Annotated in this window: 26 protein-coding genes; 12 read left to right on the top strand and 14 right to left on the bottom strand. The window is 69.6% G+C overall.

From position 1 onward, the window contains the following. Positions 1 to 197: 197 nt before the first annotated feature. Genes EPO51_RS05475 through EPO51_RS05465 form a run of 3 tightly spaced genes read left to right on the top strand, consistent with a single transcriptional unit; the run spans position 198 to position 1,509 of the window. Positions 198 to 491 carry a hypothetical protein gene (locus EPO51_RS05475; RefSeq protein WP_293346965.1) on the top strand — a complete coding sequence of 98 codons (294 nt, stop codon included), beginning with the start codon at positions 198 to 200 and terminating at the stop codon, positions 489 to 491. After that, on the top strand, positions 488 to 928 hold the full coding sequence (locus EPO51_RS05470; protein ID WP_293346963.1) for a periplasmic heavy metal sensor: 441 nt from the start codon (positions 488 to 490) through the stop codon (positions 926 to 928). The genes EPO51_RS05475 and EPO51_RS05470 overlap by 4 nt, the downstream gene beginning before the upstream one ends. Continuing rightward, a complete protein-coding gene (locus EPO51_RS05465) occupies positions 925 to 1,509 on the top strand; it encodes an RNA polymerase sigma factor (protein ID WP_293346961.1) in 585 nt (194 codons plus the stop codon). The genes EPO51_RS05470 and EPO51_RS05465 overlap by 4 nt, the downstream gene beginning before the upstream one ends. A gap of 53 nt (positions 1,510 to 1,562) precedes the next feature. Here EPO51_RS05465 and EPO51_RS05460 read toward each other — a convergent pair whose 3' ends face one another. Together EPO51_RS05460 and EPO51_RS05455 are read right to left on the bottom strand one after the other, a co-directional pair. Then, the gene (locus EPO51_RS05460) at positions 1,563 to 2,483 is read right to left on the bottom strand and encodes a slipin family protein (RefSeq protein ID WP_293346959.1); all 921 of its coding nucleotides are present in this window, start codon (positions 2,481 to 2,483) and stop codon (positions 1,563 to 1,565) included. Continuing rightward, on the bottom strand, positions 2,480 to 2,869 hold the full coding sequence (locus EPO51_RS05455; RefSeq protein WP_293346957.1) for a GntR family transcriptional regulator: 390 nt from the start codon (positions 2,867 to 2,869) through the stop codon (positions 2,480 to 2,482). Before EPO51_RS05455 ends, EPO51_RS05460 begins: the two co-directional genes overlap by 4 nt. A gap of 130 nt (positions 2,870 to 2,999) precedes the next feature. Here EPO51_RS05455 and EPO51_RS05450 point away from each other — a divergent pair, with 130 nt between their 5' ends. The 3 genes from EPO51_RS05450 to EPO51_RS05440 all read left to right on the top strand — a co-directional run bounded on the left by EPO51_RS05450 (position 3,000) and on the right by EPO51_RS05440 (position 6,377). After that, entirely contained in the window at positions 3,000 to 3,803 is an 804-nt protein-coding gene (locus EPO51_RS05450) for an N-acyl homoserine lactonase family protein (protein WP_293346955.1), read from the top strand. 9 nt (positions 3,804 to 3,812) lie between these two features. Next, on the top strand, positions 3,813 to 5,348 hold the full coding sequence (locus EPO51_RS05445; protein ID WP_293346953.1) for an acyl-CoA synthetase: 1,536 nt from the start codon (positions 3,813 to 3,815) through the stop codon (positions 5,346 to 5,348). A gap of 141 nt (positions 5,349 to 5,489) precedes the next feature. Next, on the top strand, positions 5,490 to 6,377 hold the full coding sequence (locus EPO51_RS05440; RefSeq protein ID WP_293346951.1) for a hypothetical protein: 888 nt from the start codon (positions 5,490 to 5,492) through the stop codon (positions 6,375 to 6,377). Here EPO51_RS05440 and EPO51_RS05435 read toward each other — a convergent pair. Together EPO51_RS05435 and EPO51_RS05430 are read right to left on the bottom strand one after the other, a co-directional pair. After that, the gene (locus EPO51_RS05435) at positions 6,374 to 7,369 is read right to left on the bottom strand and encodes an aldo/keto reductase (RefSeq protein ID WP_293346949.1); all 996 of its coding nucleotides are present in this window, start codon (positions 7,367 to 7,369) and stop codon (positions 6,374 to 6,376) included. The two genes, EPO51_RS05440 and EPO51_RS05435, sit on opposite strands and share 4 nt — an antisense overlap. Before the next feature lie 52 nt (positions 7,370 to 7,421). Beyond that, positions 7,422 to 7,778 carry a DUF4180 domain-containing protein gene (locus EPO51_RS05430; protein ID WP_293346947.1) on the bottom strand — a complete coding sequence of 119 codons (357 nt, stop codon included), beginning with the start codon at positions 7,776 to 7,778 and terminating at the stop codon, positions 7,422 to 7,424. Positions 7,779 to 7,813: 35 nt separating this feature from the next. Between EPO51_RS05430 and EPO51_RS05425 the strand changes: the two genes are divergently transcribed. Then, entirely contained in the window at positions 7,814 to 9,082 is a 1,269-nt protein-coding gene (locus tag EPO51_RS05425) for a metal-dependent hydrolase family protein (RefSeq protein ID WP_293346945.1), read from the top strand. On the opposite strand, the gene EPO51_RS05420 is transcribed toward EPO51_RS05425, so the two are convergent. After that, complete coding sequence (locus EPO51_RS05420) at positions 9,079 to 10,221, bottom strand: aminotransferase class I/II-fold pyridoxal phosphate-dependent enzyme (RefSeq protein ID WP_293347090.1); 1,143 nt, start codon at positions 10,219 to 10,221, stop codon at positions 9,079 to 9,081. The two genes, EPO51_RS05425 and EPO51_RS05420, sit on opposite strands and share 4 nt — an antisense overlap. A gap of 77 nt (positions 10,222 to 10,298) precedes the next feature. Between EPO51_RS05420 and EPO51_RS05415 the strand changes: the two genes are divergently transcribed. Further along, a complete protein-coding gene (locus EPO51_RS05415) occupies positions 10,299 to 11,579 on the top strand; it encodes an MFS transporter (protein ID WP_293346942.1) in 1,281 nt (426 codons plus the stop codon). Here EPO51_RS05415 and EPO51_RS05410 read toward each other — a convergent pair. Beyond that, positions 11,576 to 12,448, bottom strand: a complete 873-nt coding sequence (locus EPO51_RS05410; protein ID WP_293346939.1) for a TauD/TfdA dioxygenase family protein — start codon at positions 12,446 to 12,448, stop codon at positions 11,576 to 11,578. The genes EPO51_RS05415 and EPO51_RS05410 overlap by 4 nt on opposite strands. Positions 12,449 to 12,522: 74 nt before the next feature. Here EPO51_RS05410 and cobS point away from each other — a divergent pair, with 74 nt between their 5' ends. Together cobS and EPO51_RS05400 are read left to right on the top strand one after the other, a co-directional pair. Next, positions 12,523 to 13,524: a cobaltochelatase subunit CobS gene (gene cobS / locus EPO51_RS05405; RefSeq protein WP_293346937.1), complete on the top strand. Its 1,002-nt coding sequence runs from the start codon at positions 12,523 to 12,525 to the stop codon at positions 13,522 to 13,524. A 55-nt stretch (positions 13,525 to 13,579) separates the two neighbouring features. Continuing rightward, positions 13,580 to 14,620 carry a hypothetical protein gene (locus tag EPO51_RS05400; protein WP_293346935.1) on the top strand — a complete coding sequence of 347 codons (1,041 nt, stop codon included), beginning with the start codon at positions 13,580 to 13,582 and terminating at the stop codon, positions 14,618 to 14,620. Here EPO51_RS05400 and EPO51_RS05395 read toward each other — a convergent pair. Beyond that, complete coding sequence (locus EPO51_RS05395; protein ID WP_293346933.1) at positions 14,617 to 14,940, bottom strand: putative quinol monooxygenase; 324 nt, start codon at positions 14,938 to 14,940, stop codon at positions 14,617 to 14,619. The two genes, EPO51_RS05400 and EPO51_RS05395, sit on opposite strands and share 4 nt — an antisense overlap. Continuing rightward, a complete protein-coding gene (locus EPO51_RS05390; RefSeq protein ID WP_293346931.1) occupies positions 14,898 to 15,482 on the bottom strand; it encodes a hypothetical protein in 585 nt (194 codons plus the stop codon). Before EPO51_RS05390 ends, EPO51_RS05395 begins: the two co-directional genes overlap by 43 nt. A 76-nt stretch (positions 15,483 to 15,558) precedes the next feature. On the opposite strand from EPO51_RS05390, the gene EPO51_RS05385 reads away from it, so the two are divergent. After that, positions 15,559 to 15,897 carry a winged helix-turn-helix transcriptional regulator gene (locus EPO51_RS05385; protein ID WP_293346929.1) on the top strand — a complete coding sequence of 113 codons (339 nt, stop codon included), beginning with the start codon at positions 15,559 to 15,561 and terminating at the stop codon, positions 15,895 to 15,897. Between the two features lie 16 nt (positions 15,898 to 15,913). On the opposite strand, the gene EPO51_RS05380 is transcribed toward EPO51_RS05385, so the two are convergent. The 5 genes from EPO51_RS05380 to EPO51_RS05360 form a co-directional block, all read right to left on the bottom strand. Continuing rightward, positions 15,914 to 16,489 (bottom strand): PEPxxWA-CTERM sorting domain-containing protein, encoded by a 576-nt coding sequence (locus EPO51_RS05380; RefSeq protein WP_293346926.1) that lies wholly within the window; start codon positions 16,487 to 16,489, stop codon positions 15,914 to 15,916. 290 nt (positions 16,490 to 16,779) lie between these two features. Beyond that, the gene (locus EPO51_RS05375; protein ID WP_293346924.1) at positions 16,780 to 17,886 is read right to left on the bottom strand and encodes a hypothetical protein; all 1,107 of its coding nucleotides are present in this window, start codon (positions 17,884 to 17,886) and stop codon (positions 16,780 to 16,782) included. A 160-nt stretch (positions 17,887 to 18,046) separates the two neighbouring features. Next, positions 18,047 to 19,084 carry a sensor histidine kinase gene (locus tag EPO51_RS05370; RefSeq protein WP_293346922.1) on the bottom strand — a complete coding sequence of 346 codons (1,038 nt, stop codon included), beginning with the start codon at positions 19,082 to 19,084 and terminating at the stop codon, positions 18,047 to 18,049. Positions 19,085 to 19,234: 150 nt separating this feature from the next. Further along, positions 19,235 to 19,735, bottom strand: coding sequence for a hypothetical protein (locus tag EPO51_RS05365; protein WP_293346920.1), 501 nt, complete (start codon positions 19,733 to 19,735; stop codon positions 19,235 to 19,237). Positions 19,736 to 19,850: 115 nt separating this feature from the next. Next, complete coding sequence (locus tag EPO51_RS05360) at positions 19,851 to 22,325, bottom strand: membrane-bound PQQ-dependent dehydrogenase, glucose/quinate/shikimate family (protein WP_293346918.1); 2,475 nt, start codon at positions 22,323 to 22,325, stop codon at positions 19,851 to 19,853. Positions 22,326 to 22,462: 137 nt separating this feature from the next. On the opposite strand from EPO51_RS05360, the gene EPO51_RS05355 reads away from it, so the two are divergent. Continuing rightward, entirely contained in the window at positions 22,463 to 23,641 is a 1,179-nt protein-coding gene (locus EPO51_RS05355; protein WP_293346917.1) for a DUF3089 domain-containing protein, read from the top strand. Positions 23,642 to 23,681: 40 nt separating this feature from the next. Here the strand turns inward: EPO51_RS05355 and EPO51_RS05350 are convergent, their stop codons facing one another. Beyond that, positions 23,682 to 23,861 carry a DUF1328 family protein gene (locus EPO51_RS05350; protein WP_293346915.1) on the bottom strand — a complete coding sequence of 60 codons (180 nt, stop codon included), beginning with the start codon at positions 23,859 to 23,861 and terminating at the stop codon, positions 23,682 to 23,684. Positions 23,862 to 23,889 lie beyond the last annotated feature (28 nt).

Genomic DNA, 23,889 nt, shown 5'->3' with positions numbered 1-23,889 from the left:
GCTCCCGCCACCCTGCCGCGCCCGGCGCCGCGCCTTCGCCCCAGGAAGGTCACACCGGGCGAAGAGGATACGCACGGCCGCCCCCGGACCCCTCAAGGCCCTCGAAGACCGCGCGTCCCCGGAGCTGGGCTTTGACGTCTTGCGGGATCGGCGTTCCCCGGGCGTATATCCATAGGGGCTGAAGCCGAGGACCACCGATGGCGAACGATCTGGACCACATGCTGGCGCGATTGGCGCAGCAACCGCCCGACGTATCCCTTGACGGGTTCGAGGGCGGCGTGCTGGCCAGCCTTGCCCGGCGGCGTGAGGATCTTCGCGCCGCCCGTGCGCTCGCGCCGATCCGCGCGGTCTCGGTTGGGCTGGCCCTGGTGGTCGGCATCGCGGCCGGCGGGATGGCCGCCGCCACCACCCTCACCGAGCCCCACCGCTTCGACACCTTCTCGACCGGCGCGCACCTCGCACCGTCGACGCTGCTCGAGGGCCGGGATTGAGTTTCGCCCGCGGCCTCCTGATCACCGTCGTCCTTTCGGTCGTCGCGGCGTTCGCGGGGGCCTGGGGCGGCGCCCAATACATTGTCTCGCGGATGCACGATGAGCCGCCGCTCCACGAGATGGTGCATGAGAAGCTCCGTCTCACCGCCGAACAGGATCGGCGGATCGCAGGCCTCGAACGGGACTTCGCGGTGCGGCGCCGGGCCCTTGAGACGGAGATGCGCGCCGCGAACGCCGACCTGGCGCGGGCCATCGGGCAGGAGCATGCCTATTCCCCAGCGGTGCAGCAGGCGGTCGATCGCTTCCATCGCGCCATGGGACAGCTGCAGAAGGAAACGATCCTGCACGTTTTGGCGATGCGCCAGGTGCTGACGCCGGAGCAGGCGACCCGTTTCGACGACACCGTGGTGAAGGCGCTCACAGACGAGAACACGTGAGCCGGCCGGACGAGCCGAGCGACGCGGACCTGGCGCGCCAGGCGGCCGAGGGCAGCGAGCGCGCCTACGGCGTCTTGGTCGCACGCCACAAGGATCGTCTCTACGGCCTGCTCCGCAGGTATCTCGGCGATCCCGAGGAGGCCCGAGAGGCCGCCCACGAGGCGTTCATCGCCGCCTGGGCTGCGCTGGGCCGCTACGATCCCGCGCGGCCCTTCGGGGCTTGGCTGCGCACCATCGCCATCAACAAGGCGCGCGATCGTGGCAGGCGGCTGGCGTTCCGCCGCATGATCTTCGGGGACCGCGACTTCGAGGACTCCGGCGCTCACGAGCACCCGGACCCCAAGCCGGACGCCGAGGCCACGCTCCTGGAGCGGGAGCGGCTGGCCCACCTGGACCACGGCATCGCCCGCCTGCCTGGCCCGCTGAAGGAGGCGTTGCTGCTGACCGCCATCGAAGGCCTGTCCCAGCAGGAGGCGGCCGAGATCCTCGACGTCACCGTGAAGACGATCGAGACGCGCCTCTATCGGGCCCGCAAGACCCTCGCACAAACCCTCGACCCCTCGCTGCGGCCGGGCCGCTGACGCTTGATCGCCACCACGCCCGCGCTGGCCGACATCGACGGCTCGACGCCTCCTCAGGCCTTGGGTTGCGCGGCGGCCTGGGCCAGACCGAGGATCCCGCCGGGGTTCATGGCGTCGACCATCGAAGTGGGCAGCAGGATCGTGGCCCCACCCTCCTTGGTGGTCTCGTAGATGATGTTCATGGCGCGTAGCTGCAGCGCCGCGGGCGAGCGCGCGTAGATGTCGGCCGCCTCCACGAACTTGATGGCGACCTCCTGCTCGGCCTGGCCCAGGGCCACCCGCGCCAGCCGCTCGCGTTCCGCCTGCGCCTGGCGGCTCATGGCGTCCTGCAGGCCGGCCGGCACGCCGATGTCGCGAATCTCCACCGAGATCACCGAGATGCCCCAGTCGCCGGTCTTGCGCCCGATCACCTCGCGCAGGATCTCGTCGCCCTTGGTCCGTTCGGCGAGCAGCGTCGCCAGCATCGAGGAGCCGACGATCTCGCGCAGCGACGTCTCGGCGACCTGCTGGATGGCGCGGCGGTAGTCCTGGATCTCCAGGGCCGCGCGCTCGGTGTCGTGAACCTGCCAGAAGATCACCGCGTCGATGTTGACCGGCACCGTGTCCTTGGAGAGCGCCTGCTGGGCGTTGAACTCGGTGGTCTGGATCCGCTGGTCGATCCAGTAGGCGACCTGGTCGACCACCGGAATGACCAGGAAGAGGCCTGGCCCGGCGATCCTGTCGAGGCGCCCCAACCGCAGGACCACCGCCCGTTCCCATTGGTTGGCCATCTTGAGCCACAACGGCACCAGCGAGCCCAGCACCACCACGCCAGCGCCGATCCACTTGGCGGTCAGCCCGTCGATGGCGGCGGCAAGGGTGATCCCGCCGGCGACGACCAGGCCGGAGAGCACGAGGGAGACCGGATTCACATCTTTCAGCTTCGAGAGCGAACCGGCCTCGAGCCTGAGGTTGGGGCTGGCGGCGTTCATCATTGGACTTCCTCCTTCGCGGCGGCGAGCGCCGTGATCTTGCTGGCCAGGACCAGGGGATCGACCCCGGCCGCGGCGGCGGTGGCGAGCACCTGGCGGGCGAGCCGTTCGGCCTCGGCGTCGTGATCGGCGCCCTGCAGGGCAGCCGGCGGCTCCGCGACGAAGCTGCCCCGGCCGCGGATCAGCACCACGGCTCCGGCGCGCTCCAGCTCGTCGTAGGCGTGGCGGACGGTGTTCAGGTCGATGCGGAAGGCCACGGCCACCTGGCGCATGGTGGGCATCTGATCGCCGGGCTTCAGGACCCCCGCGCCCATGGCCCGCAGGAACTGCTCGCGGAGCTGCACATAGATCGGGACGCCGTTGTCTTCGATTCGGATGCCGCTCAGCAATTGCTCCTGTGTATGCATACACTCATACAATACGGAAAAGCGCGTTCGGTCAATCCGAATCGGCGGGCGTGACTCCGCGGCGGTCTCGGGCCACGCTCGGTTCAACGACAACAAGCCTGAGGAAACTGCGATGATGTTCCGCTTGCTGGCCCCCGCGGTGGCGGCCGCGCTCCTGTTCGGCGCCGGGGCCGCCTCGGCCGCGAAGGCGCCGCCGAAGGGCGTGGAGCTGTACGCCATCGAGTGCGGCAAGTTCCCTGTGCCCGACGCCGACATGTTCTCGGACGACGGGGCCTACAAGGGCGTGCAGCGGACGCTGATCGTGCCGTGCTACCTGATCCGCCATCCCAAGGGCGATCTGGTCTGGGACACCGGTGTCCCGCAATCGAAGCAGATGCTGCTCGACGCGCTGAAGCAGCTCGACCTGACGCCGGCGGACATCGAGTTCCTCTCGGTCTCGCACAGCCACTTCGACCACATCGGCAACGCCGGCCTGTTCGCCGGCTCGATCTGGGTCGTGGATCCGGATGAGAGGGCCACTGCGTTCAGCGAGGCGGCTCGCAAGAATGCGGCGCAGTTCGCCGCCTACTCCGCGCTGGAGACGTCGAAGGCCAGGCTGATCGAGACCCCTACCCTAGATCTCTTCGGCGACAAGACCGTGGTGATCCACCAGGCGCCCGGCCACACCCCCGGGCACACCATCCTGGAGGTGAAGCTGCAGGACGCCGGCACGGTGCTGCTCACCGGCGACCTCTGGCACCTCGCCGAGAGCCGCGCGGCCAAGCGGGTGCCGCGTTTCAACTTCAATCGGCCCGATACGCTGAAGAGTTACGAGGCCGCCGAGGCGCTCGCCGCCGAGACCAAGGCCCGGGTCGTGCGCGAGCACGTGATGGAGGACTTCGAAGCCATGCCCAAGTTCCCTGCGGCGCTGAAGTAAGGGGCTCCCATGGGCGGAGTGATCAGCGGCGCGCGCAGCCTGTCCCCGGAAGCGCTCGCCGAACGGGCCGCGCGGGCGGCGGCGGGGCTGGCCAGCCTGGGGATAGGGCCCGGCGACCTCATCGCGCTCTACCTGCGCAACGACCTGCCGTTCTTCGAGGCCAGCGCGGCGGCCGGCCTGCTGGGCGCCTATCCCACCCCGGTGAACTGGCACTACACGCCCGACGAGGCGGCCTATCTATTCGAGAACTCCGGCGCCAAGGCCATCGTCATCCACGCCGACCTGATCCCGCCGATCCGCGACGCCCTGCCGCCGGGCGTGCCGGTGTTGGTCGTGCCGACGCCGCCGGAGATCGCCGAGGCCTATGGCATCGACCCGGCGCCCACGCCCGCCGGCATGCTGGAGTGGGGAACCTGGCTGGAAGGCTTCGAACCCCTGCCCCCGAGCGGCGCCGAGGCGCCCGGCACGATCATCTACACCTCCGGCACCACCGGGCGTCCCAAGGGGGTCCGTCGAGCGCCGCCCAGCGCCGAGCAGGCGATGACCACCGCCATGGTCATCGGCCGGGCGTTCGGCTTCATGGGCCACGGACCGCCGGACGAGATGGTGACGGTGGTGACGGGGCCGATGTACCACTCGGCGCCCAACGCCTACGGCCTGACGGCCGCGCGGGTCGGCGGGACGGTGATCCTGCAGCCGCGGTTCGACCCCGAGGAGCTGCTGGCGATGATCGAGCGCCACCGGGTGACGCACCTGCACATGGTGCCGATCATGTTCCACCGGCTCTTGAAACTGCCGGAGGACATCAAGGCGAAGTACGACCTCTCGTCCCTGAAGTTCGTGGTCCATGCCGCGGCGCCCTGCCCGCCGCCCATCAAGCGTTCGATGATCGAGTGGTGGGGGCCGGTGATCAACGAGTACTACGGCTCCACCGAGGTCTCGGCCGTCACCTTCTGCACGTCGGAGGACTGGCTCGGCCACCCCGGCACGGTCGGCAAGCCATGGCCGGAGGCCGATGTGCGGGTGATCGGCGCCGACGGCCAATCCCTGCCCGCCGGCGAGGTCGGCGAGGTGGTGGCCCGCATCCGCGGCATGGCCGATTTCACCTACCACGGCGACGACCAGAAGCGGCGCGACAGCGAGAAGGCCGGGCTGATCGCGCCCGGCGACATCGGCTATTTCGACCGCGACGGGTTCCTGTACCTCTGCGACCGGGCCAAGGACATGATCATTTCCGGCGGGGTGAACATCTATCCCGCCGAGATCGAGGCGGAGCTGCTCAAGATGCCCGGTATCGCCGACTGCGCGGTGTTCGGCATCCCCGACGACGAGTTCGGGGAAGGCGTCTACGCCGTCGTCCAGCCCAGCGAAGGGGCGGATGTCACCGAAGCGTCGGTGAAGGCGTATCTCCGCGCCCATGTCGCCGGCTACAAGATGCCGCGGCGCGTGGACCTGGCTGCGGAACTGCCGCGCGAGGACTCGGGAAAGATCTTCAAACGCAAGCTGCGCGAGCCGTTCTGGGAAGGTCTTGAGCGCAGGATCTAGCCGGGGCGGCGCGCAGACCCTGGCCAGAAACTGGGCGGGGGCGGCCAACGCCAGCTCGCCGCCGCCCTTCGCGCTGGATCCAGACCGAATATCCCCTCATCGGGGGTGGCGTCGGGGCGCTCAGCAGGCAAGATGCCGGACATGTCGGCGTTCAGGGAGAAATTCACCCTCGCTCTGAAAGTGCTGAGCCTCAGCCGCGGGCGGCTGGCGGCCGACCTGGGCGTGGACAAGTCCGTCGTGGGACGCTGGGCGACGGGCGCCGTGACGCCATCCGCGCACAACATGAGCCGGCTGACGGCGCTGATCGCCGGACGGGTTCCCCACTTCACCCAGCTGGACTGGGATCGGAGTCTTGCCGACTTCGCCGTCCTGATGGGCGCCGATCCCGCGGCCATCCCGGGACTCGAGCCGCCGCCGCCTGGCCTGCCACTGGCGATCCTCGACCAGGTCCGCGGCACGACCACGCTCCGCGGCGCGGCCTACGAAGGCTTCTTTCGCTCCACCCGGCCCTACGTGCTGAACCCGGGGCGGTTCCTGCACGACCACGGGATGATCCGCATGGGTGCGAACGGCCTGCTGGAGCTGCGCATGGGCACCGGCGGCACGTTCTGCGAGGGCTGGATGCTGCCGCTGCACAACCAGATCATCTGCGTGGCCGCTGACGTGACCAGCGGGGCGATGGTGTTCGGGATCTTCAACGGGGTGGCGACCCCGAAGGCCGAGATTCTGGACGGCTTGGCCATGGGCTCGGCGCTCGACGTGGGCCGCACGCCCACCGCCTTCGTGATGATGTTCGAGCGCATCGGCGACCTGTCGGGTGATCGAGAGGCCGACGATGCGCGGTTTCTGGAGCTGGCCGCCCGCGACCCGATGGCGCCCGAGGGTTCGATCCCGCAGGCGCTGCGGGATCACCTCTTGCGCGATATCGGGCCGGCCCAGCTCGCCCTGGGGGGTGATCTGCTGCTTCAGATGCCGCTTCTGCGATCGCTGGCCCGCGGCCCGGCCTATCGCGAGGACGCCCGCGGCTAGGCCTCGGACGGCATCTTCTCGGTGTCGACCGCGGCTTGCAGCGCCGGCGAATAGCGCGAGCCGGTGACGGTGTCGCCGTTCAGGGTGGCGTCGACCTTGGCCATGACCTCGGCCGACAGGGTCACGTCCGCCGCCGCCGCGTCCTCGCGCATGTGGTCGGGCTTCGCCGTCCCCGGGATCGGGATGATGATGTCGTCCTTCTGCAGCAGCCAGGCCATGCAGAGCTGGGCAGGCGTGCAGCCGGCTTCCCGGGCGATCGCCTTGAAGGCGTCGAGCAGCCTCAGGTTGGCCTGGTAGGCCTCGCCCTGGAAGCGGGGCATCGCCTTGCGGATGTCGTGGTCCTCGAACTGCGACGGATCCAGCGCGCCGCCGGCCAGGAAACCGCGTCCCACCGGCGAGAAGGCCACGAACGCGACGCCCAGCTCGCGGCAGGCGTCCAGCACCGCGATCTCCGGATTGCGGGTCCACGGCGAATATTCGGTCTGGAGCGCGGTGATCGGGTGGACGGCGTGCGCCCGGCGCAGCGTCGGGGCCGAGACCTCCGACAGGCCGATGCTGCGGATCTTGCCCTCGTTCACCAGGTCGGCCAGGGCGCCGACGCTGTCCTCGATCGGCACGCGCTTGTCCCAGCGGTGCAGGTAGTAGAGGTCGATGACGTCGACGTTCAGCCGCTGCAGGCTCTCCTCGCAGGTCTTCTTCAGGCGCTCGGGACTGCCGTTCAGTTCACGCAGCTCGCCATTGGTCAGGCCGCACTTGGAGGCCAGCACGAACTTGTCCCGATGCGGACCCAGCACCTCTCCCACCAGCCGTTCGTTGTGGCCGACGCCATAGACCGCGGCGGTGTCGAAGAAGGTGTAGCCGGCGTCCAGCGCCCCCAGCAGCACCGCCTCGGCCTGTTCCCGGGGCGGCGGCGAGCCATAGGCGTGGCTGAGGCTCATGCACCCCAGGCCGATGGCCGAGACTTCGAACTGACCGAGCTTGCGCGTCTGCATGAGGTTCTCCGTCTGACCCAGCCCGCGAGAAACCCCGGCGACCTTGGGGAGGTCAAGCCAGCTTCGTGGCCAGCTCCCCCAGATCGGCGACGAACCAGACGTGGCGGCCACGGTTGGACTCGCGGACGAAGTCGCGCAGGGCGTCGCTGGCCGCCACGGCCTGCGAAACGTCGCCCACGAAGGCGACCTGGAAGCCGTAGTTCACGAACTTCTGGATCACTTCGCCGGCGATGCGGGTGCTGAGCGTCAGGAAGCCCGGCCCCAGACGCTCGACCGGGATCGCCACGACCCGTGCGCCGGTCCCGAAGGCGTCGCCGATCAGGTCGCTGGCGGCCCGATCGCCATCGAGCTTCGGCCCGTCCGCGGCGCAAACGCAGACGGAGACGCCCGCGACAGATTCGATCACCATGACCCCACTCCTCCCCTGCTTGAGAGTCGATCGCTTTGCAGAAGACCATACTGGCGCTCCTGGCGACCGTCGTCGCCGCCCCTCAGGCGCAAGCCGAGACCTATCTGCTTCAGCCCGACGCGGTGTGGACGGCGGGACAAGCGACGCCGCAGGCCGGCTGGGTCGTGCGGGTCGACGGCCAGAAGATCGTCGCCGTGGGACCCAAGGCGCAGGTGGCGGCCGGCGGCGCGCAGGTCGTCCCCCTGCCCGGAACCACCCTGATCCCCGGCCTCATCGAGATGCACTCCCACCTGTTGCTGCATCCCTACAACGAGGCCTCATGGGACGATCAGGTCCTGAAGGAGGCGCCGTTCTACCGGATCTTGCGGGCCGGCCGCGACGCGACGCGCACCCTGATGTCCGGGGTCACCACCGAGCGCGAGCTGGGCACCGAGGGCGCGGGCGACGCCGACGTCTCGCTGAAGAAGGCCATCGCCGACGGGACCATCGCCGGCCCACGCCTGCTGGTGACCACCCGCGCGATCGTCGCCAGGGGCGCCTACGGCCCGCGCAAGGGCTTCCGCACCGACATGGAGCTGCCGCAGGGCGCGCAGGAGGTCTCAGGCGAGGCCGAGATCGTGGCGGCGGTGCGGGAGCAGGCCGCGCTTGGGGCCGACTGGATCAAGGTCTACGCCGACTACCGGATCGGGCCGGACAATTCGGTGAAGCCCGCCTTCACCCAGCGCGAGCTGGAGGTGCTGGTGTCGACGGCCCACGACCTGGGGCGGCCGGTCGCGGCCCACGCGGCCGGCGACGAGGGCATCCGCCGCTCCGTGGCCGCCGGCGTCGACACCATCGAGCACGGCTACGAGGCGTCGGAGGCGACGCTGAAGCTGATGAGGGCCAAGGGGACGGCGCTGATCCCGACCCTGGAGGCCGTGGCGGCGACCTCGCAATATGGCGGTCGCTACACGCCGGGCCGTCCGCCCTCCCCCGCGATGGTCCGCTCGGCGGAGACCGTGCGGCTCGCCCTCAAGCTGGGTGTCACGGTGGGCGCTGGCAGCGACGTCGGCGTCTTCACCCATGGCCAGAGCTGGCGCGAGCTGGATTGGATGGTGAAGGCCGGCATGACGCCCACCGAGGCCCTGACCGCGGCGACGGCGGTGAACGCCAGGCTGCTGAGGCTGGACGACCGGCTGGGCAAGGTGACGGCGGGCCAGCTCGCGGATCTGGTCGCGGTGGCCGGCGACCCGACCAAGGACATCACGGCCCTGAAGGACGTCCGCTTCGTGATGAAGGACGGGACGGTCTACCGCCGGCCCTAGGCCGCCTTCGCCCGCGCCTGCTCGAACCAGGGGATCAGGCGGCGGATCGCCTCCTCGATCTCGGGCGTCGAGACCGCGAAGCTCATGCGGATGAAGCGGCGCCCGTCGACGGGGTCGAAGTCGATGCCGGGGGCCGTGGCGACGCCGGTGTCCTGCAGGAGCTGCTTGCAGAACGACAGGCTATCGTCGGTCAGGCGGCCCACGTCGGCGTAGATGTAGAAGGCCCCGTCGGGCGGTGCGATCTTCTCCAGGCCGAGCGCAGGCAGCGCCTCAAGCAGCAGTTCGCGGTTGCGGCGGTAGGTTTCGACGTAGCCCTCCAGCTCGTCGCGGCAATCCATGGCCACCAGGGCCGCGTGCTGGGCCAGCGACGGCGCGGTCAGGAACAGGGCGCCCATGTAGGCCACGGCGCGGGAGGCCTCGGCCCTGGGCACGATCAGCCAGCCCAGCCGCCAACCGGCCATGCTGAAGTACTTGGAGAAGCTGTTCACGACGATGGTGGTCGGCTCGTACTCCAGCATCGAGTGGGTCGGTTCGGCATAGCTGAGGCCGTGGTAGATCTCGTCGGAGACGATCCGGATGCCGCGGGCCCGGCAGACCTCGGCGATGGCGGCGAGTTCGTCGCCGGGGATCACCGTGCCGGTGGGGTTGGCGGGGCTGGCCAGGATCACGCCGGCCGGCGCCGGCTCGATGGCGGCCAGCGTCTGGGCGGTGAGCTGGTAGCGCGTCTCCGGCCCGCACGGGATCTCCAGCGGGACCATGTGCAGCGCCTTCACATTGTTGCGGTAGGCGACGTAGCCCGGCCGCGCCATGGCGATCACATCGCCCGGATTGAAGGTGGCCGACAGCGCCAGCACCAGGGCCGGCGAGGCGCCGCAGGTGAGCGTGATCTGGGCCGGCTCCACCGTCGCGCCATAGGTCTCGGCGTAGTGGCGGCAGATACGGGCCTTGAGCGGCGCGCTCTCCCAGTAGCCCATGGCCTCGGCGTCCAGCACCTTGTGCGCCGCCGCGATGGCGGCCTTGGGCGCGCCCGTCGAGGGCTGGCCGAACTCCATGTGGATAATCGACCGACCCTCGGCCTTCAGCCGGTGGGCCAGGCCGCTGACGGAGATGGCGTAGAAGGGGTCGATCTGCGCGGTCATGGTCTGCAGGTAGTGGCAAACGCCCAGAAACGCCATCCGGCTTGACCGCGCGCGCTGCGGGCGCGAAGCGGGACCGCATGAACGGTATCAGCACCGGCGCGGGCAGCGCCTCGAACCGCCGCGTCCTGGCGGCCAGCCTGGTGGGGACAGCGGTCGAGTTCTACGACTTCTACATCTACGCCACCGCCGCCTCGCTGGTGTTCCCCAGCCTGTTCTTCCCCAAGTCGTCGGACTCGGCCCAGCTCCTGCAGAGCTACGCGACCTTCGCGGTGGCCTTCTTCGCGCGGCCGGTGGGGGCGGCGTTCTTCGGCCACTTCGGCGACCGGATCGGGCGCAAGTCCACGCTGGTGGCGTCGCTGATGATGATGGGCGGCTCAACGTTGCTGATCGCCTTCCTGCCCACCTACGCCCTGGTGGGCTGGGTGGCGCCGTTCCTCCTGTGCCTGCTGCGGTTTGGCCAGGGCTTCGGCCTGGGCGGCGAGTGGGGTGGGGCCGCCCTGCTGGCGGTGGAGAACGCCCCGCCGGGCTGGCGCGCGCGGTTCGGGATGTTCCCGCAGTTGGGCGCGCCGGTGGGCTTCATCGCCGCCAATGGCCTGTTCCTGGTGCTGGGCGTGCTACTGACCCAGGAGGATTTCCTGGCGTGGGGCTGGCGACTGCCGTTCCTGGCCAGCGCCATACTGGTGGGCCTGGGCCTATGGATCCGGCTGCGCATCGGCGAGACCCCGGCGTTCCAGAAGGTGCTGGCGGAGGCCGAGCCCAGCCATGTGCCGATGGCCGAGGTCGCCAAGCGCCACTTCCCGGCGCTGCTGGGCGGCACCTTCGCCGTCGTGGCCTGCTTCGCGCTCTTCTACATTTCTACCGCCTTCGCCCTGGGCCACGGGACCAAGACCCTCGGCTACAGCCGCGAGGCGTTCCTGGGGGTGCAGCTCGGCGCCATCCTGTTCCTGGCGCTCGGCATCGTGCTGGCCGGCTACGCCTCGGACGCCAGCAACCCGCGCCGCGTGCTGATGGCCGGTTGCGTGGGCACGGTGGCGGTGGGCGCGGTCATGGGCGCGATGATGGGCGCGGGCACATTGCTGTTGATCTGGGCCTGGCTGTCCCTGGCGCTGCTGATGATGGGCTTCGTCTACGGGCCGCTGGGCGCGTTCCTGCCCAGCCTGTTCCCGCCCCGCGTCCGCTACACGGGAGCGTCGATGGCCTTCAACGTGGGCGGCATCATCGGCGGCGGTCTGGCGCCCGTGGCGGCCCAGGCGCTGGCCGACCGGGGCGGACTGATGCCCGTGGGCCTCTACCTGGTTGCGGCGGGCGTCCTGAGCCTGATCGGCCTGTTCACGCTGAAGGCGCGCTACGAGGACTAAACCGGCGTCTCGCCCGCCACGGTCGTCCTATGCATCACCCGGCGGTGCCCGTCGTAGCCGCCCAGCGCATTGTGCATGGTGCAGCGGTTGTCCCAGATCACGACCATGCCCTCGCGCCAGTGGTGGCGGTAGAGGAAGCGGTCCTGGGTCATGTGCTTGTAGAGCTCGCCCAGCAGCGGATCGGCGTCGTCAGGCGCCATGCCTTCGATGCCCACGGTGTAGACCGGCGAGATGAAGAGCGCCTTCCGGCCCGTCACGGGATGGGTGCGGACCAGGGGGTGGATGAAGGTCTTGTCGGCGTCCGGGCTGACGATGATCGGCATGGCGCGCAGGTGCAGCTCGCGGGCGTAGAGGCTGTTGGGCCCGTAAGCGCGGCTGGCCGAATGGATGGCGCGCAGCGGCGCCAGCCGGGCCTTCATCTCGTCGGAGAGCTCGTCGTAGGCCCGCGCCCCGTCGGCGTAGAGCGTGTCGCCGCCGACCGGCGGGATAGTCTCCGAGCGCAGGATGGTGGCGGCCGGGGGCTGGGCCTGGAAGCTCCAGTCGGAGTGCCAATTGCCGCCGAAGGGCGTGACCTTCTCGTCCGGCTCGCGGCGGACTTCCAACACATTGGGGTGGCCCGGCATGGGGGCGACGTAGGGGTCGTCGCCGAACGGGCCGAACTGCAGGGTGAAGGCCTCGAGCTGGTCCAGGGTCAGCGGCTGGTCCGGGAACGCCAGGACCGCGTGGCGCGCCCAGGCGTCCTTCACCTCGACCAGCACGGCCGCGTCCAGAGGCCTCGAGAGGTCCACGCCGGTGACCTCGGCGCCGAAGCCAGTTTCCTGTGACTGGACCTTGATCCTGCGATAGGCGCTTTGCGCTTCCATCAGCATCGCTGTTCCTCCGCGAACTTTGGACAAAACACCTGTTTGCGTACGTGGCGGCAAGCCTGTAATCGAACCCAACCATGGCCGCTTTCGACACCAACGAAGACAAGCTCATCACGCTCACGCCGGACCGGGAGGTCGACGTGCGCGAGACCTTCGGCATCGACATCGACATGAAGGTCCCGGCCTTCAGCGAGCGCGACCCCCACGTGCCGGACATCGATCCGGCCTATAAGTTCGACCCGGAGACCACGCGGGCGATCCTCGCGGGCTTCGCCTTCGACCGCCGGGTGATGGTCCAGGGCTATCACGGCACGGGCAAGTCGACCCACATCGAGCAGGTGGCCGCCCACCTGAACTGGCCGCTGATCCGGGTGAACCTGGACAGCCACGTCAGCCGGATCGACCTGGTCGGCAAGGACGCCATCGTCCTGAAGGACGGCAAGCAGGTCACCGAGTTCCGCGAGGGCATGCTGCCCTGGGCGATCCAGCGGCCCATCGCCCTGGTGTTCGACGAATACGACGCCGGCCGGCCGGACGTGATGTTCGTGATCCAGCGGGTGCTGGAGGCGCAGGGCAAGCTGACCCTGCTGGACCAGAACCGCGTGATCCGCCCGAACCCCTGGTTCCGGCTGTTCTCGACCACCAACACCATCGGCCTGGGCGACACGACGGGGCTGTACCACGGCACCCAGCAGATCAACCAAGGCCAGATGGACCGCTGGTCGATCGTCACCACGTTGAACTACCTCAGCCACGACGTTGAGGCCGAGATCGTGCTGGCCAAGAGCCCGTCCTACCAGACGGCCGAGGGCAAGCGGACGATCAACGCCATGGTGCGCGTGGCCGACATGACGCGGAACGCCTTCATGAACGGCGACATCTCCACTGTCATGAGCCCGCGGACGGTGATCACCTGGGCCCAGAACGCCGAGATCTTCGGCGGCGACATCGGCCTCGCATTCCGGATGACCTTCTTGAACAAGTGCGACGAGCTGGAGCGCGGCACGGTGGCCGAGTTCTACCAGCGCGCCTTCGGGACCGATCTGCCGGAAAGCACGGCCCGAGTGCGGGTGGCCTAGCAGGCTTGCCGTCCCGCCCCTTCCGGCGCGATGCTGTCGCCGGGAGGACGAGGCCATGAAGACGACATTGATCGCGCTTGGCTTGGGGCTGGCGCTGGGTTCGGTGGCGCACGCGCAGAGCAAGCGACCCGACCTTGAGGGCAACTGGACCAACGCCACCATGACGTCGCAGACCCGGCCGGCGCAGTACGGCGCGCGCCTCGCGATGACGGCCGAGGAGGTCGCCAAGATCGAACGCGACGCCGAGGCCCAGATCGACAAGGGCAACCAGCGGACCGATCCGAACGCGCCGACCGTCTCCGACGGCACGGTGGGCGGCTATAACCGCGGCTTCCTGGACCCCGGCCTGCGGGTGATGCGGGTGCGCGGCGAGCCGCGGACCAGCCTGATCACCACGCCCGACGGCCAAGTCCCCGCCCCACGCGCCAGCTCGAAGGTCTCGGCCGCCGAGATGCGGTCATTCTCAGGCTCGCCCTACTACCTCGACCAGTACGGCGCGGCCGCCCTGTTTGGCGAGGACCAGCAGACGGCGCGGCGCTACGACAATCCGGAAGAGATGAGCCTGGCCGACCGCTGCCTGACGTCGTTCGGGCGCAACGGGCCGCCGCCGATGATGTCCAACGGCTTCTACAACAACAACTATTCCATCGTTCAGGGGACCGACGCGGTCGTCATCGTGGTGGAGATGGTCCACGACGCGCGCGTGGTGCGGCTGGGCTCGCGCGAGCACCGGGCGGCGTCGGTGCGGCCTTGGTTCGGAGATTCCGTCGGCTGGTACGAGGGCGACACCCTGGTGGTCGAGACCACCAACTTCCCGAAGACGCAGGCGTTCTTCGGCGCCTGGGAGGACCTGAAGGTGACCGAGCGGTTCCGCCGCGTGGCCAAGGACCGGCTGGGCTATGCGTTCATCGTCGAGGCGCCCAGCGTCTGGGACAAGCCGTGGGGCGGCGAGTACGAGTTTGCCGCGCTGGGGGGTCAGGTCTACGAGTACGCCTGCCACGAGGGCAACTACGCCATGCCGGGCATCCTGGGCGGCAGCCGCGAGGCCGACCGGGCCCAGGCCGCGGCGCCGGCCAAGGCGGGCGGGTCGAACTAAACCGTCCGCCGCGCTCGCCGGACGTCGAGCGGGTGGTCGATCAGGGATTGGACGGTCTCGAGGAACCGCACGGTGTGCGGCAGACCCGCGTGGAGGTCGAACGCCGCCTCGTCGGGCCAGCGCGAGTGGATGAAGAACAGCCGGGGGTCGCGCGTATCGCCGTAGCCCTCGATGCCCAGGCAATCGGGCTCGGCGCGGGTCGGCGGCACGACCTTGGCGACGGCCGCCGCCACCTGCGCCTCGCAGCCCTCGCGCGCGTGGAAGCGCCCGAAGATCGTCAGCCCGCCTTGCGGAACGTCGCGAGCCAGTTGGCTTCCCACGTCTTGCCTCCGTCGTCCGAGAACGCCTGCTCCATGCGGAACGTCGTGGGCGTGATGTCGGAGAAGATGAACCGCACGAAGATGGTGCGATCGTTGAACGTCTCCTGGTTATAGAACTCGCCCCGCCCGTCCTTGAAGTCGCCGATCATAGGCTCGCCCAGTTGCCCGCCGCGGGCGCTGGCGAAGCTCGCGCCCCATTGGCCCGACTGGGGATTGTAGACGCGCACGCTCATGCCCTGGATGCGGCCCGCCGGGCCGGAGATGTCGATCTCGCCCACATTGGCCGCGCCGCCCCAGATCCTGTGGACGACCGAGGAGCCCTCGTACTCGACCCATTCCTTCGAGCCGCTGAGCGGCCTGACCAGCCGCTTCAGCCGCATCGTCCAGTCGCCGAACTCGAAGTCGAAGTCGTGGCTGCCGTCACGGACGGCGGCGGCGGCGGGCGGAGCCGCCGGCTGGGCGCGGGTGTCGAGCGGCGCGGCGACGAGCGCGATCGCCAGCAGGACGGGCTTGATCTTGCGGCAAGGGACGTGGGCTATCATGGGCTCCTCGGGTCAGACGACGCAGCGACGCTAGCGGCGGCCCGGCCGCGTCACGAGAAGGCACCTCAAGGTAACCATGGATTCCGTCCGCCGCCGCAATCCCGTCAGCGACTGCCCGCTCACCGCCGCGCTCGCGGCCCTGGGCGGCAAGTGGAAGCTGATCATCGTCTACTGGCTGGCGGAACAGCCGCGCCACTTCGCCGGCCTGCGCCAGCTGATGCCCGCGATCTCGCAGAAGGTGCTGACCGAACAGCTCCGCGAGCTGATCGCCGACGACATCGTCCACCGGGAAGCCACCGGAGAGGTCCCCTCCCCGGTGGTCTATTCCCTCACCGCCTATGGCCGCTCGCTGACGCCCGTCGTCGAAACGGTCCGCTCCTGGGGCCGTGGCCACATCGAGCGCTTCGGCGAATAGGCCGCATCCTCCCGGCTCAGGCCGCCGCAGGGGTCCTGCGGCGCGTGCGGAGCGCCATGCCGGCCCCGCCGAAGCCCAGGAGCATCAGGGCCCAGGTTCCGGGCTCGGGCGCCGCGGAGATCCGCAGCGACACCCCGCCGAAATTGTCGTTGGGCGTGCCGTCGCCGGCGAAGAACTTCACGGTCAGCGGCGCGCCGATATTGACGATGAAGGGCTGCGCGATCACCTCGAAGCCGTCCGGCACATACATCGAGCCGTTCCAGACGAAGCTGTTGTTGGTGATCGAAGGCGCCGCCTTGTAGGCGGCCAATGCGGAGAGCGCCGAGCTGAACGAGGAGCCCAGGCCGAACGACTCGAGGTCCGGGTTCGGCCCCGGATCGCTGACCGCGGTGAAGTTCTCGCGCCAGCCGCTGGTGCAGTCGCCCGCCGGGCACGCCCCATTCCAGCCGTCATAGGCGCCGCCATCGGCAGTCCCGATCCATTCGATCAGATAGCTGCCCGCCGCGAAGTCGAACGTGGCTCCCGGGCTTGTCGCACTGATGTTGACGATAGCGGCCTGCGCCGCGCCACCGGCCAACAGCGCGAGCGACAAGCTCGCGCCAGCGATCAATTTCGAAAAGTTCGACATCATGTCCCCCCCATTTTGGCAGGAACTCAACTCCCGCCGCTCTCGAACCCGTCAGGTCCCAGTCCAAACCTATGTTAGGCGAACATGTTATTCTATAGCGTTCGCGTCGCGCGGGAACTTGTTCAAGGTCTGCAATTCAAGATGTATTCCTGAGAATACGCGGTGAATTCGCGGAGCCTCTCAAAGGGCGGGTACGGCGCAAGCTTCCGCAGGCCCATGAGAGGGGCCGCGGCCGTTCATTCCGCAGGCTTGGTTCACTCGGCGCCCGGTTTGCCCTTCGCCGCCTCAGCCTCTTCCTTTTCCTTCTGGCGCGCTCCGGCCAGGATGCCCGGCAGGGCGTAGTTGCCTTCGTGGCAGGCGTACTCGTAGGTGCGGCCGTTCAGGGTGTTGAAGGTGTACTCGCCGCCCCACGGCTTCTCCCACATCTCCGGGTCCTCGAGCTGGAACCGGTAGAGGATCTTGGTGGGTGAGAGGCGGGTGAACCACTCGGTCACCTTCAGGGTCTTCCAAGCGCCCATGAACTGCTGCGACGCGGGGATGTTGGTCGTCTCGACCACCAGGGTGTCGCCTTCGTAGCGGCCGATGGAATCGCCCATCGTCGGCCGCAGACCGTCCGTGCGGTGCGTCCCGTTGAGTCGAACGATCCGCGCGTCGTGGATCATTTCCACCTCGATCACTACCGCGTCGGGCGTCTGCACGATCTGATAGTTGTTGTTGTAGTAGCCGTTGGGCAGCATCGGCGGGCCGGTGTTACGGCCGAAGCCCGAGATGCAGCGCTCGCCCTCCGGGCGGGTCTCGTAGCTCTCGTAGCTGTCGCGGAACCCGCCGCCCCGCGGCGCCGGCGCCCCGGCCTTGCGGGCCGGCGGCAGGCCGTTGTCGGTGGTGAGGATCGAGGTGCGGTACTTGCCGTCGATCTCCACCAGATGCGTGCCCGGATCGATCCAGAAGGTGTTGTAGCCGCCCGTGTCGCCGCCGGCGGCGATGAAGTCGGGGCGGATCTCGACGAGCTTCGAGCCGCTCAACTTGGCCTGGCCAGCGGCCTCGGACTCGTTGGGGTCGGTCGGGGTGTCGGATTCGGCCAGGGCGTCGGCCCAGAGCTTCTCGAGCGCCTTGGCCTCCGCAGCCGTCAGGGCCGCCTTGTCGGAGATGCGCCGGTTGCGGGTCAGGGGCGTGAGGGTGGCGTTGGACCAGTAGCCGGAGAGGTCGGGCTGGCCCATGGGATTCCTCGGCCGCTTCCAGCCCGGGGGCGCCGAGGAGTCCAGCGAGGCGGCCGGCGCGCCCGGCGGCGCGGCCTGGACGGGCAGGCCGACGCCCCCCGTGGCGAGGACGGCTCCAAGGGCCAGAACGAGCGTGCGACGCATGAGGCAGCCTCCCAAATGCAAGTCGGAGGATCCTAGTACGCGCCGGAGTTGACGTTCCGGCAAGAACAGTCGCGAACCCCCCGCCCCGGCACGACGCCGGGGCGCCGCACAGCTTCGACATCACCGTACCAACCCTGCGCAAACAGGAAGCGCCGGGGCCTCAGACCGCCGTGAGCTCGGCCAACGGTGCCTCGAGATCGGCTTCAAAGCCGGCGGGCGGATAGCGGCGGCTCACGGTTCCGCGCCGGCTCAGCCCCATGTCGATGAGCCGCGACCCCAGCCCGGTGCGTTCGGGGCGACGGACCGCGGGGCCACCCGTTTCGCGCCAATGCAAGCGAAAGACCCCGGCCGTCTCGTCCGGCGCCCACCAAAGGTCGACGCGGCCTTCCGTGGCCGAGAGCGCCCCGTACTTGGCGGCGTTCGTCGCGAGCTCGTGCAGGACGAGCGACAAAGCCACCGCGGCGCGGGCTCCGATTGGCACCTGAGGACCTTGCATCCGGACCCGGTCCAGATTGGCGGCGAGCGTCGCGCGGGCGACCTGTTCCACGGCGGCCGAGGTCCAGCCTTCGCGGAACAGCACGTCGTGGGCGGCGCCCATCGCCACGATGCGATCCATCAGCCCATTCACCGCGGCGCGGTCGGCCACCGTCCTGAGACTGCCGCGGGCCAGGGCCTGGAAGGTGGCCAGGGTGTTCTTCAGGCGGTGGCGAAGCTCGTCATTGAGCACCACGAGATCCTCGCGGGCCCGGACGGTGGCGGTGGTCTCCATGACGGTGTCGATCAACCCGGCCACCGATCCGTCGGACAGCCGCAGCGGACTGTAGCAGAACGTGAACCAGGCCGGCTCGCGGTGGCCCGAGCGGTCGATACGGAGCGGGAAGTCTTCGATGAAGGTGGCCTCGCCGGCGTAGGCGCGCGCGGCGATCGGACCGATCTCGTCCCAGACTTCGGCCCACACGTCCGCGAAGGAGCGCCCCAGGGCTTCGGGCTTGTCGCCCAGGATCGGCAGGAAGGCGTCGTTGTAGATCGTGACCAGGCCCGGCCCCCAGACGATCGCCGCCGGGAACCGGGATTCAAGGATCATGCTGACGGCTGTCTTCAGTTCGGCGGGCCAATCGGCGGCGGGACCAAGCGCCGTCGCGGCCCAATCGAACTCGCGAACGAGGCGCGCCATCCGGCCTTCGATCGCCGCCGTCATCACCTGCACTTCAACTCCCTCTCGCCGCCTGGGCCGCAAACTAGGGTATCGCCGTGGAGCTGACGAGGCGCAGCGGCGCTATGCCGCTGACGAGGTCGCAGCCCGGCTCGGAGACGCGATCGCGAGGTTCGGGCCGCCGCCGGCCAGATCTCAGAAGGTCGTGCGGCAACCCTGTTTGCGGTGCAGGCCGCGCAGGAAGCCGCGGCGGGCGAGACCCGCGTCGACCGCCGCGTCGAGCGCGCGCTTGGCGGGCGCCGCGCCGGTGATCTCGCGGACCAGCGAGCGGAACGGGATGACGGAGTTCACGATCGTCCGCCCCCCGGCCTCGACGATCTTCTCCGTTCGGTTCTCGTTGGCGTCGCGGCCGACCACAAAATCGGGGCCGAGAGCGCCGTTGAGCTCGGTGATGGCGGCAGCCAGTTGCCGGCAGGTTCCCACGCCCCTGACGCTGTAGGGATCCTCGGTGGCCGCCACGAGCACGGGCGGGATGTCCGAGCGCGACATGCCGAGGTCCCGGGCCGGCTGGCTCACGATTTCCTGCGCGCGGTCCCGCTCGCTGGGTCGTGGCGGCGGGTTCGTGGGTTGGGCCATGGCCGGCGCGCCGATCAGCAAGGCGCCGACCACGGACAGAAATATTCGTTCGACCTTCATCGCAGAACTCCACGCGAGCGCCCCCGCCTTCATGGCGTTCGTCGGCCCCGACACCTTACACAACGCGCGTGGGGCGCGGATGGCTCACGCCGCCGCGCCGGAAGCGCCGAGGCGCCTACGGCAGGGCGTATGCGACCACGTAGTCGCCCTTGGCCGGGCTCATCGAGGCGCCGCCGGCGGCGACCACCACATACTGCTTGCCGGTCTTGGGCGAGACGTAGGTCATGGGGGTGGCCGAGGACTGGATCGGCAGCCGGGCCTTCCACAGCACCTTGCCCGTCGCGTTGTCGTAGGCGCGCAGGTAGGGGTCGGTGGTGGCGGCGCGGAAGGTGACGCCGCCGGCGGTGGTGATCGGGCCGCCGATGCCGATGGTGCCGATGGGGATCGGCAGGTGCGACTGCAGGCCGAACGGGGCCTGGGACTCGGCCGTGCCGGCCGGCGCCTGCCAGACGACCTGCCGGGTGCGGACGTCGATGGCGGTCAGCATGCCGTGCGGGGGCTGGACGCAGGGGGCGAAGACCGGGCTGAGGAACCAGTCGTTCCTGGCCTTGTAAGCGATGGCCTTGAGGCTGGGCGGCGGGCGGTCCTTGTCGGCGCGGCTGAGCGCGACCTCCGGCTTGTCGGACTTGGCCAGACTGACGGTCTGGGGCATGCGCACGTCGCTGACGATCAGGAGGCCGCGGCGGGCGTCGTAGGCGCCGGAGCCCCAGTTCATGCCGCCGGCGTTGCCGGGGTACTGCAGCGACGGCCGTTCGGGGCTGCCCGGCGGGGTGAAGTCGCCCTCGTAACGCACGGACAGGAACTTGATGCGGCAGGCGAGCTGGTCCAGCGGGGTCGCACCCCACATCTTCTCCTCGGTCAGCCGCTCGACGCCGATGGTCGGCATCTCGACCGAATAGGGCTGGGTGGGGAACACCCACTCGCCGGGCTGGGCGCCGCCGGGAACGCGCACCTCGACCACGCGGGTCAGAGGTTCGCCGGTGCGGCGGTCCAGCACGAAAATCTGGCCGCGCTTGGTGAGCTGGACCAGGGCCGGGGCCGTGCCGCCCTTGACCGGGAAGTCGATCAGCATCGGCTGGGCCGGGACGTCGTAGTCCCAGACGTCGTGATGCACGGTCTGGAAGGCCCACTTCATCTTGCCGGTGGCCGCATCGACGGCGACGACCGAGGAGGAATAGGCCTCTGACGCCATGGAGCGGTGCGAGCCCCAGTAGTCGGGGGTCGCGTTGCCGACCGGCAGGTAGATCAGGCCGAGATCGGGGTCGAAGGCCGCCGTCGACCAGACGTTGGGCGTGCCCCGCGTGTAGGTCTGGCCTTCGGGCGGCAGCTTGTCGATGTCCGGATTGCCCAGGTCCCAGGCCCAGGAGAGCTCGCCGGTCACCACGTTGAAGGCGCGGACCACGCCGGAGGGCTCGGCCAGTTCCTGGTTGTCGACCACCCATCCGCCGATGATGACGTTGTTGCCGATCACCGTGGGGGTGGAGGTCTGGAAGTAGAAGCCGGGCTTCATCTCGCCGATACCCGTGGAGAGATTGACCATGCCGTTCTGGCCGAAGCCGGGGCAGCGCTGGCCGGTCTCGGCGTCGAGAGCGAAGAGCTGGGCGTTGATGGTCGAGGAGATGATGCGGCGCCGGCAGAGCGGGCCACCCGGTGTGGGTGCGGCGGTCGTCTGGACGGCGGGCGCGGCGGGCTTCTTCGCCGGCGCGGCCTTGGCGGGCGGGGGCGCCCCCTTGGCGGCGGGCGTGGCGGCGGCCGGGGTCCCCGACAGGGCGACCTTGGGCTGGCTTCCGTCCCAGTAGCCGACGCCGCGGCAGCGGTTCCAGAACCCGGGCTTCACCTTCGGGTCGTGGCGCCACTTCTCCTTGCCGGTGTCGGCGTCGACGGCGATCACCACGTTGGTGGGCGTGCAGACGTAGACGGTGTCGCCGACCTGCAGCGGGGTGTTCTGGTCCTGACTGCCGCGGTTGGGCTTCTCGCCGGTGCGGAAGGTCCAGGCGACCTTCAAATCGCCGACGTTCTCGCGGTTGATCTGATCCACGGGCGCATAGCGCGAGCCGCCGGGGTCACGGCCGTAGTAGCGCCAGTCGGAGGCGGACTCGGCCGGGGGCGCCGCGCCGGTGATCTGGGCGGGGACCTCGGCCTGGCCCCAGGAGAAGGTCGCCGGGACTGCGGCCCCCAGCACGCCCACGCAGGCGACCGAGAGCGCGGCTACGGCCAGGCCAGCGTAGTCGCGCAGCCGGCCCTTGGGCGCGGCCGGGATCACCAGCAGGATGAAAAGGCCCAGCACGGCCGGCGCGAACAGGCGCGGCAGAAGCGGCCAGAACTCGAACCCGCCCTCCCACAGGCCCCAGGCCAGGGTCACGGCCAGGACCACGCCATAGACCAAGCCCGCGGCGGGGTGACGGCGCGCCAGCAGCACGCCCGTGGCGAGGACCGCCGCGCCGGCCAGCATGTAGTAGGGCGAGCCCTGCAGGAAGATCAGCCAGCCGCCGCCGGCCAGCAGCAGTACGCCGACCAGCGCGACCAGCCCGCCGCCGATCGCGGCCCAGATCCTGGCCGGCCAGCCCGCCGTCTTCTCCGCCGCCGCCATGCGCGTCTTCCCCCGAACGTCTAGCCGGCGACCTTAGGCCCGAATCGCGGCGCTCATGAAGGGTGCTGGACCTGTGACCGCCCGCGCGCGATGATCGTACGCATTCTTCGAAAACAATAAGCTTCCCGGGGGAGACCATGACCACACGACAGATCGCCATCCTGGCGCTCGCCGCCGCGGGCCTGATGGCCGCGCCGGCCGCCGCCCAGACCACCTATCCGAAGAACGACTACGCGAAGCCCGCGGCGTGGCTGTGCTGGCCCGGCAAGGCCGGCGACGCCTGCGCCATCGACATGACCACCACGGTGATCAAGGCCGACGGCTCCTCGACGGTCGAGACGTTCAAGGCCGATCCGAAGGCGCCGATCGATTGCTTCTACGTCTATCCCACGGTGTCGAACGACCCGGGCGTCGTGTCGGACATGACGGCCAACGCCGAGGAACTGAACGTGGTGAAGCAGCAGCTCGCCCGCTTCGGCTCCAAGTGCCGGATCTATGCGCCGCTCTACCGCCAGTTCACCCTGACGGCGCTGCGGGGAATGGTCGAGGGCAAGCCCATGCCCGGCGCCACCGATCCGGCCGTGCGCCAGGTCGGCTACAACGACGTGCTGGACGCCTGGAACCACTACCTTGGCAGCGAGAACAGGGGCCGCGGCGTGGTGCTGATCGGCCACTCCCAGGGCTCGGGCGTGCTGCAGCGGATGATCGCGGCCGAGATCGACGGCAAGCCCGTCCAGAAGCAACTGGTGTCGGCCCTGATCCTGGGCTCGAACCTGCCGGTGACCAGGGGCCAGGACACCGGGCAGTTCAAGTCGATCCCGCTGTGCAAGACGGCCAGCCAAACCGGCTGCGCGATCAGCTACGTGACCTTCCGCGACACCATCCCGCCCCCGGCCAACACCCGGTTCGGCAAGGTGGCCAACCCGGACATGGAAGCCGCCTGCGTCAACCCGGCGGCGCTGAACGGCCGGACCGAGCTGCACGCCTATCTGTCGAACCAGGCGAACATCGCCAGCTCCGCGGCGCCGACGCCGGAATGGGTGAAGGGCAAGCCCAACCCCAAGACGCCGTTCGTGTCCCTGCCCGGCCTGATCAGCGGCCAATGCGTGTCAAAGGACGGCTTCAACTATCTGGAGGCGCACTTGAACGCCGACCCGGCTGACGCGCGGACGGACGTCATCAACGGCGACGTCACGGGCCCCGGCGGCGTGGTGGCCAAGGACTGGGGCCTGCACCTGATCGACGCCAACATCGCCATGGGCGACCTGGTCGAGGTCGTGGGCCAGCAGGCCAAGACCTACGTGGGCAAAAGGTAGAGGCGGAGGGGGCGCCTCCCTCGGGAAGCGCCCCGATCCCCTATCGCCCGGTCAGCTTGCGGCCGGCGAAGACGCCGAGCGCCAGGAACAGCAGGAACGCCACCACGGCGATGAAGAACAGCAGCTTGGCGATACCGGCCGCGGCGCCGGCGATGCCGCCGAAGCCGAGCGCGCCGGCCACGATGGCGACGATCGCGAAGATCAGGGCCCACTTGAGCATGAAGGTTTCTCCTCGGTCCGAAACTCGG

This window comes from Phenylobacterium sp. (assembly GCF_004297125.1).
Classification (GTDB): Bacteria; Pseudomonadota; Alphaproteobacteria; order Caulobacterales; family Caulobacteraceae; genus Phenylobacterium.
Note: the sequence above shows the minus strand (reverse complement) of the source record. Positions and strands in the feature narration are given on the sequence as shown.

What these genes read in the sequence shown, in the direction of transcription:
- EPO51_RS05410 (WP_293346939.1), bottom strand. Translation starts at nt 12,448, where the DNA reads ATGCTGATGGAAGCGCAAAGCGCCTATCGCAGGATCAAGGTCCAGTCA.
- EPO51_RS05360 (WP_293346918.1), bottom strand. Translation starts at nt 22,325, where the DNA reads ATGGCGGCGGCGGAGAAGACGGCGGGCTGGCCGGCCAGGATCTGGGCC.
- EPO51_RS05460 (WP_293346959.1), bottom strand. Translation starts at nt 2,483, where the DNA reads ATGATGAACGCCGCCAGCCCCAACCTCAGGCTCGAGGCCGGTTCGCTC.
- EPO51_RS05450 (WP_293346955.1), top strand. Translation starts at nt 3,000, where the DNA reads ATGATGTTCCGCTTGCTGGCCCCCGCGGTGGCGGCCGCGCTCCTGTTC.
- EPO51_RS05385 (WP_293346929.1), top strand. Translation starts at nt 15,559, where the DNA reads ATGGATTCCGTCCGCCGCCGCAATCCCGTCAGCGACTGCCCGCTCACC.
- EPO51_RS05400 (WP_293346935.1), top strand. Translation starts at nt 13,580, where the DNA reads ATGAAGACGACATTGATCGCGCTTGGCTTGGGGCTGGCGCTGGGTTCG.
- EPO51_RS05440 (WP_293346951.1), top strand. Translation starts at nt 5,490, where the DNA reads ATGTCGGCGTTCAGGGAGAAATTCACCCTCGCTCTGAAAGTGCTGAGC.
- EPO51_RS05435 (WP_293346949.1), bottom strand. Translation starts at nt 7,369, where the DNA reads ATGCAGACGCGCAAGCTCGGTCAGTTCGAAGTCTCGGCCATCGGCCTG.
- EPO51_RS05390 (WP_293346931.1), bottom strand. Translation starts at nt 15,482, where the DNA reads ATGATAGCCCACGTCCCTTGCCGCAAGATCAAGCCCGTCCTGCTGGCG.
- EPO51_RS05350 (WP_293346915.1), bottom strand. Translation starts at nt 23,861, where the DNA reads ATGCTCAAGTGGGCCCTGATCTTCGCGATCGTCGCCATCGTGGCCGGC.
- EPO51_RS05355 (WP_293346917.1), top strand. Translation starts at nt 22,463, where the DNA reads ATGACCACACGACAGATCGCCATCCTGGCGCTCGCCGCCGCGGGCCTG.
- EPO51_RS05430 (WP_293346947.1), bottom strand. Translation starts at nt 7,778, where the DNA reads ATGGTGATCGAATCTGTCGCGGGCGTCTCCGTCTGCGTTTGCGCCGCG.
- EPO51_RS05375 (WP_293346924.1), bottom strand. Translation starts at nt 17,886, where the DNA reads ATGCGTCGCACGCTCGTTCTGGCCCTTGGAGCCGTCCTCGCCACGGGG.
- cobS (WP_293346937.1), top strand. Translation starts at nt 12,523, where the DNA reads ATGGCCGCTTTCGACACCAACGAAGACAAGCTCATCACGCTCACGCCG.
- EPO51_RS05445 (WP_293346953.1), top strand. Translation starts at nt 3,813, where the DNA reads ATGGGCGGAGTGATCAGCGGCGCGCGCAGCCTGTCCCCGGAAGCGCTC.
- EPO51_RS05420 (WP_293347090.1), bottom strand. Translation starts at nt 10,221, where the DNA reads ATGACCGCGCAGATCGACCCCTTCTACGCCATCTCCGTCAGCGGCCTG.
- EPO51_RS05415 (WP_293346942.1), top strand. Translation starts at nt 10,299, where the DNA reads ATGAACGGTATCAGCACCGGCGCGGGCAGCGCCTCGAACCGCCGCGTC.
- EPO51_RS05475 (WP_293346965.1), top strand. Translation starts at nt 198, where the DNA reads ATGGCGAACGATCTGGACCACATGCTGGCGCGATTGGCGCAGCAACCG.
- EPO51_RS05370 (WP_293346922.1), bottom strand. Translation starts at nt 19,084, where the DNA reads ATGACGGCGGCGATCGAAGGCCGGATGGCGCGCCTCGTTCGCGAGTTC.
- EPO51_RS05365 (WP_293346920.1), bottom strand. Translation starts at nt 19,735, where the DNA reads ATGAAGGTCGAACGAATATTTCTGTCCGTGGTCGGCGCCTTGCTGATC.